This window comes from Streptomyces antibioticus (assembly GCF_002019855.1).
GTDB lineage: Bacteria > Actinomycetota > Actinomycetes > Streptomycetales > Streptomycetaceae > Streptomyces > Streptomyces antibioticus_B.
Map to the genome: position 1 here is coordinate 1,985,143 of NZ_CM007717.1, position 13,241 is coordinate 1,998,383.

12 protein-coding genes and 1 pseudogene are annotated in these 13,241 nt (G+C 72.8%); 7 read left to right on the forward strand and 6 right to left on the reverse strand.

Features of this window, described 5'->3' with window-relative positions; genetic code table 11:
• Nucleotides 1-85: 85 nt before the first annotated feature.
• Complete coding sequence (locus AFM16_RS08830) at nt 86-1,408, forward strand: serine-threonine protein kinase (protein ID WP_078632970.1); 1,323 nt, start codon at nt 86-88, stop codon at nt 1,406-1,408.
• A gap of 24 nt (nt 1,409-1,432) precedes the next feature.
• On the opposite strand, the gene AFM16_RS08835 is transcribed toward AFM16_RS08830, so the two are convergent.
• A complete protein-coding gene (locus AFM16_RS08835; protein WP_078632971.1) occupies nt 1,433-4,222 on the reverse strand; it encodes a penicillin acylase family protein in 2,790 nt (929 codons plus the stop codon).
• A gap of 230 nt (nt 4,223-4,452) precedes the next feature.
• Here AFM16_RS08835 and AFM16_RS08840 point away from each other — a divergent pair, with 230 nt between their 5' ends.
• Nucleotides 4,453-5,055: a hypothetical protein gene (locus AFM16_RS08840; protein WP_078632972.1), complete on the forward strand. Its 603-nt coding sequence runs from the start codon at nt 4,453-4,455 to the stop codon at nt 5,053-5,055.
• A 179-nt stretch (nt 5,056-5,234) separates the two neighbouring features.
• Nucleotides 5,235-6,302, forward strand: coding sequence for an RNA ligase (ATP) (locus AFM16_RS08845; RefSeq protein WP_078632973.1), 1,068 nt, complete (start codon nt 5,235-5,237; stop codon nt 6,300-6,302).
• Between the two features lie 60 nt (nt 6,303-6,362).
• On the opposite strand, the gene soxR is transcribed toward AFM16_RS08845, so the two are convergent.
• Entirely contained in the window at nt 6,363-6,833 is a 471-nt protein-coding gene (soxR, locus tag AFM16_RS08850; protein ID WP_030797419.1) for a redox-sensitive transcriptional activator SoxR, read from the reverse strand.
• A gap of 130 nt (nt 6,834-6,963) precedes the next feature.
• Between soxR and AFM16_RS08855 the strand changes: the two genes are divergently transcribed.
• The gene (locus AFM16_RS08855; protein WP_030797421.1) at nt 6,964-7,425 is read left to right on the forward strand and encodes a MaoC family dehydratase; all 462 of its coding nucleotides are present in this window, start codon (nt 6,964-6,966) and stop codon (nt 7,423-7,425) included.
• Nucleotides 7,426-7,447: 22 nt separating this feature from the next.
• Here AFM16_RS08855 and AFM16_RS08860 read toward each other — a convergent pair whose 3' ends face one another.
• From AFM16_RS08860 to AFM16_RS08870, 3 genes are all read right to left on the reverse strand, one after another.
• Nucleotides 7,448-8,074 (reverse strand): TetR/AcrR family transcriptional regulator, encoded by a 627-nt coding sequence (locus tag AFM16_RS08860; RefSeq protein ID WP_030797422.1) that lies wholly within the window; start codon nt 8,072-8,074, stop codon nt 7,448-7,450.
• Nucleotides 8,075-8,161: 87 nt separating this feature from the next.
• Complete coding sequence (locus AFM16_RS08865) at nt 8,162-8,407, reverse strand: YiaA/YiaB family inner membrane protein (RefSeq protein WP_078632974.1); 246 nt, start codon at nt 8,405-8,407, stop codon at nt 8,162-8,164.
• A gap of 60 nt (nt 8,408-8,467) precedes the next feature.
• A complete protein-coding gene (locus AFM16_RS08870) occupies nt 8,468-9,619 on the reverse strand; it encodes an acyl-CoA dehydrogenase family protein (protein ID WP_078636881.1) in 1,152 nt (383 codons plus the stop codon).
• Nucleotides 9,620-9,730: 111 nt separating this feature from the next.
• On the opposite strand from AFM16_RS08870, the gene AFM16_RS08875 reads away from it, so the two are divergent.
• From AFM16_RS08875 to AFM16_RS08885, 3 genes and pseudogenes are all read left to right on the forward strand, one after another.
• Complete coding sequence (locus tag AFM16_RS08875; protein ID WP_030797430.1) at nt 9,731-10,372, forward strand: TetR/AcrR family transcriptional regulator; 642 nt, start codon at nt 9,731-9,733, stop codon at nt 10,370-10,372.
• A gap of 61 nt (nt 10,373-10,433) precedes the next feature.
• Nucleotides 10,434-11,143 (forward strand): annotated as a pseudogene (locus AFM16_RS08880) (ArsR/SmtB family transcription factor).
• A 60-nt stretch (nt 11,144-11,203) separates the two neighbouring features.
• Complete coding sequence (locus AFM16_RS08885) at nt 11,204-12,139, forward strand: DMT family transporter (RefSeq protein ID WP_078632975.1); 936 nt, start codon at nt 11,204-11,206, stop codon at nt 12,137-12,139.
• Between the two features lie 14 nt (nt 12,140-12,153).
• Here AFM16_RS08885 and AFM16_RS08890 read toward each other — a convergent pair whose 3' ends face one another.
• A complete protein-coding gene (locus AFM16_RS08890; RefSeq protein WP_078632976.1) occupies nt 12,154-13,233 on the reverse strand; it encodes a Zn-dependent alcohol dehydrogenase in 1,080 nt (359 codons plus the stop codon).
• Nucleotides 13,234-13,241 lie beyond the last annotated feature (8 nt).

Sequence of the window (13,241 nt, forward strand, 5' to 3'; positions counted from 1 at the left end):
ATGAGCCGGGACGTATGGCCAAAGTCCCTCGTCGGCGGGACGATGCGCCCAGATCGCGCGTCGCCCCGGGGGACGGGAGCCTGTCATGGCACAGCCGGCAATGAGCGTGGCCCCCTACTGGGAGCTGACCTTCGACGCGGACGGGGACGTCGACGGCGCGCAGCGGGACCGGCTGCTCGCGGGGGTGCGGCAGCGCGGGGTCCGTGACCTGATCGTCTTCGCGCACGGCTGGAACAACGACCGGGCCGGCGCCACCCTGCTCTACAGCCGCTTCCTCGAGCCGTTCCCGCGTCTCGCGCCCACCGCCCGGACGGGTTACGTGGGGGTGCTGTGGCCGTCGATGCGGTTCGCGGACGAGCCGATCCCCGACCTCCCGCGGACCGCCGTACCCGTGACGGCGACCGGCGGTCCCGTGCTCGACGAGGGGACCCGGCACGCGCTCCTCGAGACCTTTCCCGGACGGGCCGTGCTGGTCGAGCAGATCGCCCGGATGTTGGAGCAACGACCGCCCGAGGAAGGCGAGTTGGCGGAGTTCGGCCGTCTGGTGCGGCTGCTGGTGGAGGTCGTGCCGCCGGGGCCACAGGCGCTGTTCGCGGCGGACACGGTGGCGGAGGGGGTGCCGCAGGACGAGCCGGAGATGTTCACCGGGGCGACCGCCGACGTCTGTGAAGCCTTCGCGGCGGCGCTCCGCGGGTCTCAAGCCGGGGGTGAGGGGCCGGGGTTCGGGCCGCTCGACCCGTGGGACGGGGCGCACGAACTGCTGCGGCAGGCGACGTACTACACCATGAAACGGCGGGCCGGGACGGTCGGCGAGCGCGGACTCGGGCCGCTGGCCGGGCGGTTGGCGGCGGTGGCGCCCGGGGTCCGGGTGCATCTGGTCGGGCACAGCTTCGGGGCCCGGCTGGTGTCGTTCGCGCTGCGCGGGCTGCCGCGCGGGGTGCGGTCGGTGAAGTCCGTGACCCTGCTCCAAGGGGCCTTCTCGCACTACGCGTTCGCGGGGCGGCTGCCGCACGACCCGCGCGCGGGAGGTGTGTTGCAGGGGCAGCAGAACCGGATCGACGGTCCCCTGGTGTGCTGTCACTCCCGGCACGACTCGGCGCTCGGCACGATGTATCCGCTGGCGTCCCGGATGGCGGGCGACGCGCGCGGGGCCGCCGCCGGGTTCGGGGCCGGGGATCTGCTCGACGCCAAGTGGGGGGCGCTCGGGCGCAACGGGGTGCGGGCCGTGCCGGGGACGCGCGGGTTCCTGCTCGCCGAGGCGCTGACCGGGCGGCTGCCCGCGTCGGGGTGTGTGAACGTGGACGCCTCGGCGGTGGTCCGGCGCGGGGGCGCGCCGGCCGGGGCGCACAGTGACATCGTGCACCCCGAGCTGGCGCGGCTGGTGCTGGCGGCGGGCCGGATCGGCTGACCCGTCCCACCGCGGTGCACCCGCTCATCTGTGGGAGGTGAACTCCACGACCTGCTGGTAGGTGGGCCGGTTCTGCCAACTGATGTTGCCGTGCTTGATGCCGCCCAGGGTGCGCTGGACGATCGAGTCGGCGCACCACTGGTCGCCCGCCGCGCACAGCGTGTCGCCGGGGTAGACCTGGGCCGCGGTCTTCCCCGCCGCCTCCTTCAGGGTGGTGAGCAGGACGTCCCGGCAGCCGGTGAGGGTGCCGCCGCCGCAGAACGTGCGGGTCAGCCCGCCTCGCACCGGCTCACCGAGCACGGCCCGGATGTCCTTGTCGACATAGCTCCACCAGCCGAACTGGAAGGCGCTGCCGGCGTGCGCGCCGGTCGGGCCGTGGGCGGCCGACGGGGACTCGTCGACGGGAAGGTTGCGGGTGAACGCGGTGTACAGGCCGGTGCCGAGGCCCGGTTCGAACTCCGCCTTCACCAGCAGCGGCCACCAGGCGTCCAGGATCCGGATCGCGTCGCTGTCGGCGTACTTCTTCGATCCGGCGGCGGTCTCGGTGCGCCGGCCGCCCGCCGCCAGCCAGGTCCGCAGCTTGCCGACGGCGGCGGCCGCGGTGGAGTCGGTGACCGGGGCGCTGTCGATCACCTTGAGCAGGTCCGGCAGGACGTTCTCGGCGCGCAGATCGGCGAGGGCCGCCTCCGCCATCGCCTTCACCAGCGAGGCGCGGGTGACCCCGCCGGCCGCGACCAGCTTCTTCACCCGGTCGTCGAGCAGGTTGCCGCGGTGGACCGAGCCGTCGCCCCAGGACGCCGTCGAGTAGTCCAGGGCCTGCTTGTTGTTCCAGGAGACGTAGTAGTCCTGGTCGACGGAGTTGGGGTGCGCGGACGGCGGGGTGTAGCGGGCCGTGTTGGTGGCGGGCACCCAGTCCCGCCACTCGTACGCGGGCCGCGCCCACGCCGGGAACTCGGAGTCGACGCCGGGGGCGCGCACCGGGTTGTCGCCGCTGTTGTAGTACGCGGTGTGCGTGGCGTCGGCGTAGAACCAGTTGAAGGTGTAGTTGATGTGCTGGACCGCGGTCTGGAAGGACTCCGGGCCCTTGACGTGGTCCGGGTCGTTCAGCATCTGGAAGCCGATGATCGAGTCGGCCTCGTGCATGAACGACGAGCGCAGGGTGGTGTAGGCGACCTTCTTGCCGCCGACGGTCGCCCGGTACTCGACGGGGCCGTACTTCGTGCGCCAGACCCGCATGGTGTACGAGCCGGCGGCGGTGCCGTCGGCCGTGGTGGGCTTCCAGGAGTTCTTCTGCTCGACCTTCTCCATGGCGGTGCAGGTGCCGCGGTACAGGTAGTGGTGGTCGTCCTGGCAGAGTTCGACCGCGTAGGTGTCGATGATGTCCTGGCCGGAGGTGGTGGCGCTCCAGGCGTAGTCCTGGCCGCGGCCCAGTTCGACGTACATGCTCAGGCCCGCGAAGGAGGCGCCGCGGGCGCTGAGGCCGGGGCCCTGGATCTCCTGGAGCATCAGGAGCTGCGGGGCGAAGTAGCCGGTCTGCGGTCCGAAGACGGCGACGGGGTGGCCGCCGGCGGTGGAACGGCCGCTGACCACCAGGGCGTTGGACATACCGCGCTTCGCGGAGCCGACGGCGGCGGAGGCGGCGCCGGCCTGCGGGCCGCCGGTGCCGGTGGCGTCGTGGATCAGCGGTTCCCGTACGACCGAGCCGGGGTCGGGGAGGGCCGCGCCCTGTGGGTCGGCGGGCTTGCCGGCGTAGGGGAAGCTCTGGCCGTCGTGGACGGTGAGGACGGCCTCGGGGTCGTTGCGCTCGCGGAACGCCTCCCAGAGCGCGGTGCCCTCCACGACACCGTACTTCTCCTGCGCGGCGAGCAGGGAGAGGGCGTTGTCGACCTCTCCGCCGCCCCCGGAGCCGAAGAGCGCGCCGATGACCGAGCCGAGCGCCACCAGGTCGGTGACCTTGAAGTGCTCGATGGTGCCCGCGTTGGTGATTGAGTCCTTGTGTCCGGTCAGGACGTATTCACCGGGGAAGTACCGGCCGCTGTCGGAGGCGTCGATGTAGGCGTTGATGCCGTCGAGGTAGGCGTTCGCGTCGGCGAGGGCCTGCCGGCCGCGCTCGCCGTTGGTGGCGACGGCGTTGTCGATCTGGGCCTGGAGGTCTGCCTCGGTGTACGGAGCGTTGCGCCAGAACTGCTGTTCGAGGCCCTGGTTGGAGGGGTCGCCGCCCGCGAACGCGGTGAGCTGTCCGCGGCCGACATGGCGGAAGACGTCCATCAGCCACAGCCGGTCCTGGGCCGCCGCGTATCCGACGCCGAACTCGGTGCCGTACCGGGTGGTGCCCGTGATGTGCGGCACACCCGTCTTCTTGTCGCGGACGATCGTCACGTCGGTGCGGCCGGCGGGCTTGAGGGTGGAGGCGACTTGATCGGCCGGGACCCCGAAGGACGCGTCGTTGAAGAAGGTGTTGACCGTGGCGTTGGTGAGGGCGGGGTAGCCCTTGGCCAGGTTGGCGTAGGGGCCCAACTGGTCCTCGGCGTGCTCGGGCTGGGTGCCGAAGATCTGGTTGAGCAGGATCTGGGCGAGGGTGGCGTTGCCGTTCTGGCCGGGCGGCAGGATGTCGGAGCACTGTCCGCCGCAGTGGTCGTCGGCCGCCGTGATCTGTTCGGCCGCGGACGCCGGGCGGGCGGTGGGGGCGAACGGCGACAGAAGGGCGGCGACGAGCGCGCATACGGACGCGGTCTTCAGGAACCCGGGGAACCCCGGGAATCCGCCGGGAGTTCTCAGTCTGACGAGAGGGGTGGGGGAGGTTCGCCGTGGCATCGGCTGCTCCTAGCGACGGGGGTGGCCGGAAGGTTACCGCCGGTATCCCCGAGTTTGAAGATGAACATGCGTCAAGTTTTCGGCGCGACGGGGCAGGAGGAGGCCCCGGGGGAGATCGACCGAGATCGAAGGGAGCCGAATCGCGAGTCGATACGTCTACTCGACGACGTCCGTACGACGACGCCGAGTTGACCGAAGTACAGGTGCAGATGTGACGGAGGTGCAAGGCGATGGCCGGTTTCCGGAGTCTGGCGAGACAGGTGCGGGATCCGCGGTGCGATCTGGCACTGCGGCGGTACTCACTGCGCAAGTGCCTGGAGCGGTTCGCCCCGTACGGGCACCGGGCGACCTGGGACCATCTGTGCTCCCGGGCCGGGTTCGGACCCGAGGACCGCTCCCCCGATCCGGCGCGGCTCGTGGCCGCACTGGACGAGCTGGAGGAGGCGCGGGCGGTGTGGCTGGCCTACGAGGCCGGGTTCGCCGAGCGCCGCAGGAAGGAGAAGCACGACGGGCTGCGCAGGCCGGGCAGTGTCGACGACTGGCACCGGATGACCTGGGGCGGCTTCGGCGTGGCCTGGTGCGACGACCCGCGGGTCCACCCCCGTGAACCGCTGGCCGAGGTGCTGCGCCGGCTGATCGCCGCGCTGGAGCGGGCACCGGGCTCCTCCTGCCCCGGCTGCGGCGGCGAACGGCTGCTGTGGAAGTACGATTTGGACCACGAGCCGTCGGCGGGCCCGGTCTGCTCGGACTGCGGGATCCTCGTCCCGCGCCCCGTACTCACCCCCGAGGCGCTGGCGGACGCCCGCCGCGGACGCCTGCTGATGTCGGCCTGACCGGGGGCCCGGGAGAACGGCGCCGCTGAGAGCGAGGCGGGGGTGCGCCGGGGATGCCGCACCCCCTGTCCCTGCCGGAGCGTGACGTTAGCAGCCGGAAATTCCGTGGCTCCACCCCTTTCCCGTCCGCAGAGTTGGCGGTGATGAAACCGAGCTGAGGCACCGAAGGAGTCACCCGTATGTCGACGCTGCGCGTCACCGCAGAAGTGCTGACGGTCCATGAGCACCCGAACGCCGACGCCCTGGAACTGGCCCAGGTCGGCCTGTACCGGGCCGTCGTCGCCAAGGGCGCCTACCGCACCGGCGAGGCCGCGCTCTACATTCCCGAGCAGGCGGTGCTGCCCCTCGCGCTGGTCGAGGAGCTGGGGCTGACCGGACGGCTGGCGGGCGGCAACTCGGACCGGGTGAAGGCGGTACGGCTGCGGGGCGAGCTGTCGCAGGGCATCGTGTGCCGGCCGCGGGCGCTGGCCGACGTCGACTGGGCGCGGGCGGCCGCCGAGGGCACCGACTTCGCGGAGCGGCTCGGCATCGTGAAGTGGGTGCCGCCGATCCCGCCGACCATGAACGGCGACGTCGAGGCGGCGCCGGATCTGCTCCCGTGGGTCGACATCGAGAACATCCAGCGCCACCCCGGCATCTTCGAACCGGGCGAGCCGGTCGTCCTCACGGAGAAGCTGCACGGCTCGGCGTGCCTGCTGACGTATGTGGCGGACGAGGAGCGGGTGTACGTCTCCTCGAAGGGGTTCGGCGCGAAGTCGCTGGCGCTGCGGGAGGATCCGCGCAACCTCTACTGGCGGGCCGTGCGCGGCCACGGCGTCGCCGAGACGGCGGCCCGGCTCGCCGACCGGCTGGGCGCGCGCCGGGTCGGGATCTTCGGCGAGGTCTTCGGCGCCGGGGTCCAGGACCTGACGTACGGCGCGGACGGACGGCGCGAGAGCCTCGGGTACGCGGTGTTCGACGTGTCCGCGGAGATCGACGGCGAGGTCCGGTGGCTGGACGCGGCCGAGCTGCTGGACGGCGAACTGCCGCTGGTGCCACGGCTGTTCACGGGACCGTACGACAGCGAGCGGGTGCTGGGGATCGCGACGGGCCGGGAGACGGTGTCGGGGCGCGAGCTGCATCTGCGGGAGGGTGTCGTGATCCGGCCCGCCGTGGAGCGGTACAGCCCGGTGACCGGGGGCCGGGCGATAGCCAAGGCGGTCAGCGGCGCGTATCTGACCCGCAAGGGCGGGACCGAGTACGAGTGACCGGGTGGCCCGGGTGACCGGGTGAGGCGGGGCGGGGTGCGTTGCGCGCCCCGCCCCGCCTCACCGCGTGGGCTTGCGTCGTTCCACCAGCAGGCGGGAGCCCGATGCCCGTTGGCCGAAGGCGTCGTCCGGGTTGGACAGGACGCAGGTGTCGAGCGAGAGACAGCCGCAGCCGATGCAGTCGGTGAGGTGGTCGCGGAGGCGGTTGAGCTGCTTGATGCGCTCGTCCAGCTCGGCGCGCCACGCCTCGGACAGCCGGGCCCAGTCCTCGCGGGTCGGGGTGCGCTCCTCGGGGAGTTCGGCGAGGGCCTCGCGGATCGTGGCCAGCGGGATGCCGACCCGCTGGGCCGCGCGGACGAACGCGACCCGGCGCAGCGCGTCCCGGTGGTAGCGGCGCTGGTTCCCGGCGGTGCGACAGCTCCTGATCAGGCCCTTGGACTCGTAGAAGTGCAGGGCGGAGACGGCGACGCCGCTGCGGGCGGCGAGTTGGCCGACGGTCAGCTCGTGGATCTTCTCTGGAATCTGGGGCACCCCTCGAAGCCTACCGACCGTGTCACGGCCCGGGTCCGTTGACAGCGGCCGCCCACCCGACCATGCTAAGCAGTCGCTTAGAAAAGCTTCGCAGGACATCGCAGGACATCGCGCGAGAGGGCCGGGACACATGGCAGAGCCGAGGATCTTCACGTCCGCCGACGAACTGAGGTCGGCCGTGGGCGAGCAACTGGGCCACACCGACTGGCTGGAGGTGGACCAGAAGCGCATCGACCTGTTCGCGGAGGCCACCGGCGACCACCAGTGGATCCATGTCGACCCCGAGCGCGCCGCGTCGGGCCCGTTCGGGACGACCATCGCCCACGGGTATCTCACCCTGTCGCTGCTGCCGCTCTTCGGACCCCAGCTCATCTCGGTCGAGGGCGTGAAGATGGGCGTCAACTACGGGGTGAACAAGGTGCGCTTCCCGGCGCCCGTCCCGGTCGGCTCCCGGCTGCGGGCGACGGCCGTGATCAGCGGCGTCGAGGACGTCACCGGCGGGGTCCAGCTCACCCTCGCGTTCACCGTGGAGCGCGAGGGCGGGGACAAGCCGGTGTGCGTCGCGGAGTCGGTCGCGCGCTACTACCTCTGATACGTCGGGGAGGTGTGCGGCCCTACTCGGCCGCGCCCACCATCCGCAGCACGAGGTCGGCGTAGAGCGCGCCGACCTCGTCGGGGGTGCGGGGGCCGTCGACGTTGAACCAGCGGGCCACGTCGATGCAGAGCGAGAGCACGGCGAGGGTCGTGCCGTGCACGTCCGGGACGTCGAACTCCCCCGAGGCCACCCCGTCCTCGATGATCCCGCGGACCTGGGCGTCGACCTGCCGGCGCAGCGCGAGGATCTCGGCGCGGGCGCTCGGGCCGAGCGCGTCCAGCTCGTACTGCACCACCCGCGCGGTGGTGCGCCGCCCGGCGTGCCAGCGGACGAAGGAGCCGACGGCGTCCGCGAGCCGCTGGGAGGCGGTGCCCTCGCCCTCGGCGGCCGTGCGCAGGATGGCCAGCGCGCGGTCGTGGCCGATGCGGCTGATCCGGTGGAGCAGCTCTTCCTTGGTCTTGTAGTGGATGTAGAGCGCCGCCGGGCTCATTCCGGCCCGGCCCGCGATGTCCCGGGTCGTGGTCGCGTGGTAGCCGCGCTCGGCGAAAGCCTCCACGGCGGCGACGAGCAGTCGCCGGGCCGCGTCAGGGGTGACCTCGTCCCACGGCTCGATCTCGCCGCCGGACGTCTCCTCCGCCGTACTCATCGCTCGCTCGCCCCTCTCGGTACCGGAGCCACCCACCATACCGCCCGAGGTGAGCGGCCGCTTAGGCAGCCGGTGCGGGGCGGGCGCTCAGAGCTTCTCGAAGGGGCTGTAGGCACGGGCCTGCGCGTCCTGCCGGTCCCGGATCACCTTGGCGAGGGTGAAGGCCGAGGTGACCAGGTACAGGACGGCGATGGCGAGGAAGGCCCGGACCCAGGCGTCGGCGTTCAGCTTGAAGATGCCGACGGCGGTGGCGGCCATGGCCACGGAGAAGGACGCGACGGACTGGCCGTAGAAGGCGGCCGTGCTCTGCTGCTTGACGGGTGTGTCACTCATGGGGAAAGCATCCGGCCGACGTGGCGCGCGCCATATCCGCGCGGATACTCAGGTGGGTACTCAGAACGCGGAGACTCCGGTCAGCGCCCGTCCGATCACGAGCTTCTGGATCTGGCTCGTGCCCTCGTAGAGGGTCATCACCCGGGCGTCCCGCAGCAGTTTGCCCGCCGGGTACTCGTCGATGTAGCCGTAGCCGCCGAAGACCTGGAGGGCGTTGTTCGCGGCGCGGACGGCGGCCTCCGAGGCGAACAGCTTGGCCTTGGAGGACTCGGTGGCGAAGGGCAGACCGCGGTCGACCAGGTCGGCGACGCGCCAGGTCAGCAGGCGGGCCGCGTCCACGTCCACGGCGATGTCGCTGATCAGCTCCTGGACGAGCTGGTGGTGGGCGATGGTCCTGCCGAACTGCTCGCGCTCCCCCGCGTAGCGCACCGCCGCGTCCAGCGCGGCCTGGGCGATGCCGACACAGCCCGCCGCGACCGACATCCGGCCCTTGGCCAGCGCCGACATGGCGACCGAGAAGCCCTTGCCCTCCTCGCCGAGCAGGGCGGAGGCGGGGATCCGGACGTCCTGGAGAACCAGTTCGGCGGTCGCCTGGCCGCGCAGTCCGAGCTTGCCGTGCACGGTCCTGCGGCTGAGGCCGGGGGTGTCGGTGGGGACGAGGAAGGCGGAGACGCCCCGGTGGCCGGGGGCGTCCGTGGAGCGGGCGAAGAGCAGGACGACGTCCGCCCAGGTGCCGTTGGTGATGAACATCTTGGTGCCGTTGACGACGTACTCGTCGCCGTCGCGGACCGCGCGCGTGGCGAGGTTGCCGGCGTCCGAGCCGGTGCCGGGCTCGGTGAGGCCGAAGCAGCCGACGGACGCGCCGGAGGTGAGGCCCGGCAGCCACCGGCGCTTCTGCTCCTCGCTGCCCCAGGCGGCGACGGTCTTGGCGACCAGGCCCAGCGACACCGAGACGATCCCGCGCACGGAGGAGTCGCCGCGGCCCAGCTCCTCGGTGACCAGGCAGTACGTGAGATGGTCGCCGCCGCTGCCGCCGTACTCCTCGTCGACGGTCAGGCCCAGGAAGCCGACCTCGCCGAGCTTCTTCACGATGCCCCGGTCGACCTCCTCGGCACGGTCCCAGGCGACGACGTGCGGGGTGATCTCGCGGTCCACGAAGTCCCGGGCGAGCCGTCGGACGGCCTCCTGCTCCTCGCTGAGCCCCAGGTTCACCACGCGATCACCTCGCCCTTTCGGGGGCCTTTCGGCACCCTTTCAGCCTTTGAAAGCCGGACATTTAAATTAGCACTGCTAGTTTCGGAGTGCAGCCCTACTATGTGCGCCATGGCCCGACCGCGCAAGCCCCTTCTCAGCACCGACCGGATCGTCGAGACCGCCCGGGCGCTGGTGGACGCGGAGGGCCTCGCGGCCGTCTCCACGCGCCGGCTCGCCGCCGAACTGGGGGTCAGCGGGCCCTCGCTCTACAACCACTTCCGCACCAAGGACGAGATCCTGGAGGCCGTCGCCGACTCGGTGAGCGCCCAGGTCGACCTGTCGATGTTCGACGACGTCCGGGACTGGCGGGCCGCCCTGCACGACTGGGCCGTCTCCTACCGCGGCGCCCTGCGCGACCATCCGAACATCGTCCCGGTCCTCGCCCGGGGCCCCGGCCGCCGCCCGGCCGGACTGCGGCTCGCCGACGCGGTGTACGGCGGGATGGTCGCGGCGGGCTGGCCGCCCGCGCAGGCCACCTCGGTGGGCGCGCTGATGCGGTACTTCGTGATGGGCTCCGCGCTCGGCTCGTTCGCCGGGGGTTTCGTGGCCGACGAGAGCGCCTACGACCCCGCCGACTACCCCCATCTCGGGCAGGCGCACCGGCTCGCCGAGCAGCAGGAGAAGATCGACGAGCGGGCCTTCGAGACCGGTCTGACGGCCCTGCTGGAGGGGCTGGCGCTCCAGTACGAGCGGCTGCGGGAGAACGCGTAGGCGGCCCGGGGCCGGGACACTTCGGCGAGGGCCGAAACGTTCCGGGCGCATGCTGGGAGCCATGACCACCAGGGACGTACGGGCGCCGGGGCTGGCCGCGCTGGCCGGGCTGCTGGCCGACGAGACGCGGGCGCCTGTCTGCTGGCGCTGCTCGACGGACGGGCGTGGACCGCGGGCGAGCTGGCCCGGCACGCCGGGGTCGCCCCCTCGACGCTCAGCGAGCACCTGGGCAAGCTGGTCGCGGGCGGACTGCTCGCCGGGGAACGGCAGGGGCGGCACCAGTACGTGCGGCTCGCCGGGCCGCGGATCGCCCAGCTCGTCGAGGACCTGGTGGCGCAGGCCTGCCCGGACACCGGCCCGGCGCCGCGCACCCTGCGGGCCGCGACCGCCGGCTCCGCCATGGCCCGCGGCCGCACCTGCTACGACCATCTCGCCGGGCGCCTCGGCATCGCCGTCACCGACGCGCTCACCGCGCGCGGGCTGCTGCGCCAGGACACCGGGTTCGCGCTGACCGACCCGGGACTGCGGTGGTTCGCGAGCACCGGCATCCCGCTCGACCGCGCCTCCCGCCGCCCGCTGGCCCGCGCCTGCCTCGACTGGACCGAACGCCGCCCCCATCTCGCCGGGGTCGCGGGCGCGGCACTGTGCCGGCACGCCCTGGACACGGGGTGGTGCGTACGGATCGGCAGCGAACGGGCGGTGAAGGTGACGCCCACGGGCGAACGCGCCCTGAGCGAGCTGCTCGGGATCGACGCCACCGCCCTGCGCTGAGCGGCACCCCGTCCGAAACCCGCCAGCCCCTGAACCCTCACCCCTCCTAGCCTCGGGATCATGATGAACACCGCCACCTCTCGCACCGGATTGCTCGCCGCCGGGGCCGCCGTCGTCACCGTCGTGCTGTGGGCCTCGGCCTTCGTGTCGATCCGCAGCGCCGGGGCGGCGTACGCGCCGGGGGCGCTGGCGCTCGGGCGGCTGGCGGCGGGGTCGGTGACGCTGGGGGTGCTCTGCCTGCTACGGCGGGAGGGGTGGCCGCCGCGGGCCGCCTGGCCCGGGATCGCGCTGTCCGGGCTGCTGTGGTTCGGGGTCTACATGGTGGTCCTGAACTGGGGCGAGCAGCAGGTGGACGCCGGGACGGCGGCCCTGGTGGTGAACATCGGACCGCTGCTGATCGCCCTGCTCGGCGTACGGCTGCTCGGTGATCCGATGCCGCCGCGGCTGCTGGCGGGGATGGCGGTGTCGTTCGCCGGGGCGGTCGCCGTCGGCCTGTCGATGTCGGGCGGGGGCGGCTCGTCGGTGCTCGGGGTGGTGCTGTGTCTGGTCGCTGCCATCGCCTACGCGGCGGGAGTCGTCGCGCAGAAGCCGGCCCTGGGCCGGGCGAGCGTGCTCCAGGTGACGACGTTCGGCTGTCTGACCGGCACGGTCCTGTGCCTGCCCTTCACCGGCCAACTGATCCGCGACGCGGCCGACGCCCCGCTCTCCGCCACGCTCAACATGATCTACCTTGGCGTGTTCCCCACCGCGCTGGCCTTCACGACCTGGGCCTACGCCCTCGCCCGTACGACGGTCAGCCGCATGGGCGCGACGACGTACGCGGTCCCCGCCCTGGTCGTCCTGATGTCCTGGCTGGCCCTGGGCGAGGTCCCCGGGGCACTGACCCTGGTGGGCGGCGCGCTGTGCCTGGCGGGCGTGGCGGTGAGCCGGTCCCGGCCCCCTCGGGACACGACGGCGGCGGCGCGACGGTCCGAGGGGGTCGATGTCCGGGAGTGACCGGGGCCGTCCGGTCAGAAGACGACCAGGGCCCTGCCGCCCTTGCCCGCCAGCATGTTGTCGAAGGCTGTCGGGATGTCGTCCAGGGTGATGTGTTCGGTCACCAGGGTGGAGAGGTTCAGGCGGCCGGTGCGGATGTGGGTGGCGAGGGCGGGGAGGTCGGTGGACGGATCGCTGTTGCCGTAGACACAGCCGGAGAGGGTGCGGCCCCAGTGGAAGAGTTCCAGGGCGTTGAAGGTGATCTGCTGGTCCTTGCCGCCGATGCCGACCACCGTGGTGCGGCCGCCGCGTCGGGTGGACTCCCAGGCCGTGCGGATGGTGACGGCGCGCCCCACGCACTCCACGGCCACGTCCACGCCCTGTCCGCCGGTGAGGGCGCGGATCTCGCGGGGGGTGCGGTCGGAGGCGATCAGGTAGTGGGTGGCGCCCGCCGCGCGGGCCAGCTCCTCCTTCTCGGGGGAGACGTCCACGGCGACGATCGTGGCGGCGCCCGCGATCCGGGCCGCCTGGAGGGTCGCGAGGCCCACCCCGCCGACGCCGAACACGGCGACCGTCTCGCCGGGGCGCACCCGGGCGTTGTGGTGGACGGCGCCGTACCCGGTGAGGACCGCGCACCCGAGGAGGGCCGCGTCGGTGAGGGGGATGCCGTCGGGCAGCGGCAGCACGCAGGAGGCGGACACGACGGTCTCCTCGGCGAACGCGGCGACGTTCAGCCCGGGATGGAGGTCACGGCCGTCCGCGGTGCGCGCGTACACGGCGGCGGAGCCGGTGAGCGCGTCCGCGCACAGCCACACCTCGCCGAGCGAGCAGGCGTGGCAACGGCCGCAGGACGGGGCCCAGTTGAGGACGACCGGAGCGCCGGGCGCCACCGAGGTGACCCCCTCGCCGACGGCGACGACCGTGCCCGCGCCCTCGTGGCCCAGCACCGCGGGGACCGGTACCCGCATGGTGCCGTCGGACAGGGACAGGTCGGAGTGGCAGACCCCGGCGGCGGCGAGCCGGACCCGGACCTGGCCGGGTCCGGGGTCCGGCAGGTCGATGTCGGTGATCTCCAGGGCGGCGCCCACGGCGGGCAGCACGGCGGCACGGACCATGGCGGGCA

Coding starts and splice junctions, on each gene's coding strand:
- AFM16_RS08830 (WP_078632970.1), top strand. CDS start 86: ATGGCACAGCCGGCAATGAGCGTGGCCCCCTACTGGGAGCTGACCTTC.
- AFM16_RS08835 (WP_078632971.1), bottom strand. CDS start 4,222: ATGCCACGGCGAACCTCCCCCACCCCTCTCGTCAGACTGAGAACTCCC.
- AFM16_RS08840 (WP_078632972.1), top strand. CDS start 4,453: ATGGCCGGTTTCCGGAGTCTGGCGAGACAGGTGCGGGATCCGCGGTGC.
- AFM16_RS08845 (WP_078632973.1), top strand. CDS start 5,235: ATGTCGACGCTGCGCGTCACCGCAGAAGTGCTGACGGTCCATGAGCAC.
- AFM16_RS08855 (WP_030797421.1), top strand. CDS start 6,964: ATGGCAGAGCCGAGGATCTTCACGTCCGCCGACGAACTGAGGTCGGCC.
- AFM16_RS08860 (WP_030797422.1), bottom strand. CDS start 8,074: ATGAGTACGGCGGAGGAGACGTCCGGCGGCGAGATCGAGCCGTGGGAC.
- AFM16_RS08865 (WP_078632974.1), bottom strand. CDS start 8,407: ATGAGTGACACACCCGTCAAGCAGCAGAGCACGGCCGCCTTCTACGGC.
- AFM16_RS08875 (WP_030797430.1), top strand. CDS start 9,731: ATGGCCCGACCGCGCAAGCCCCTTCTCAGCACCGACCGGATCGTCGAG.
- AFM16_RS08885 (WP_078632975.1), top strand. CDS start 11,204: ATGATGAACACCGCCACCTCTCGCACCGGATTGCTCGCCGCCGGGGCC.
- AFM16_RS08890 (WP_078632976.1), bottom strand. CDS start 13,233: ATGGTCCGTGCCGCCGTGCTGCCCGCCGTGGGCGCCGCCCTGGAGATC.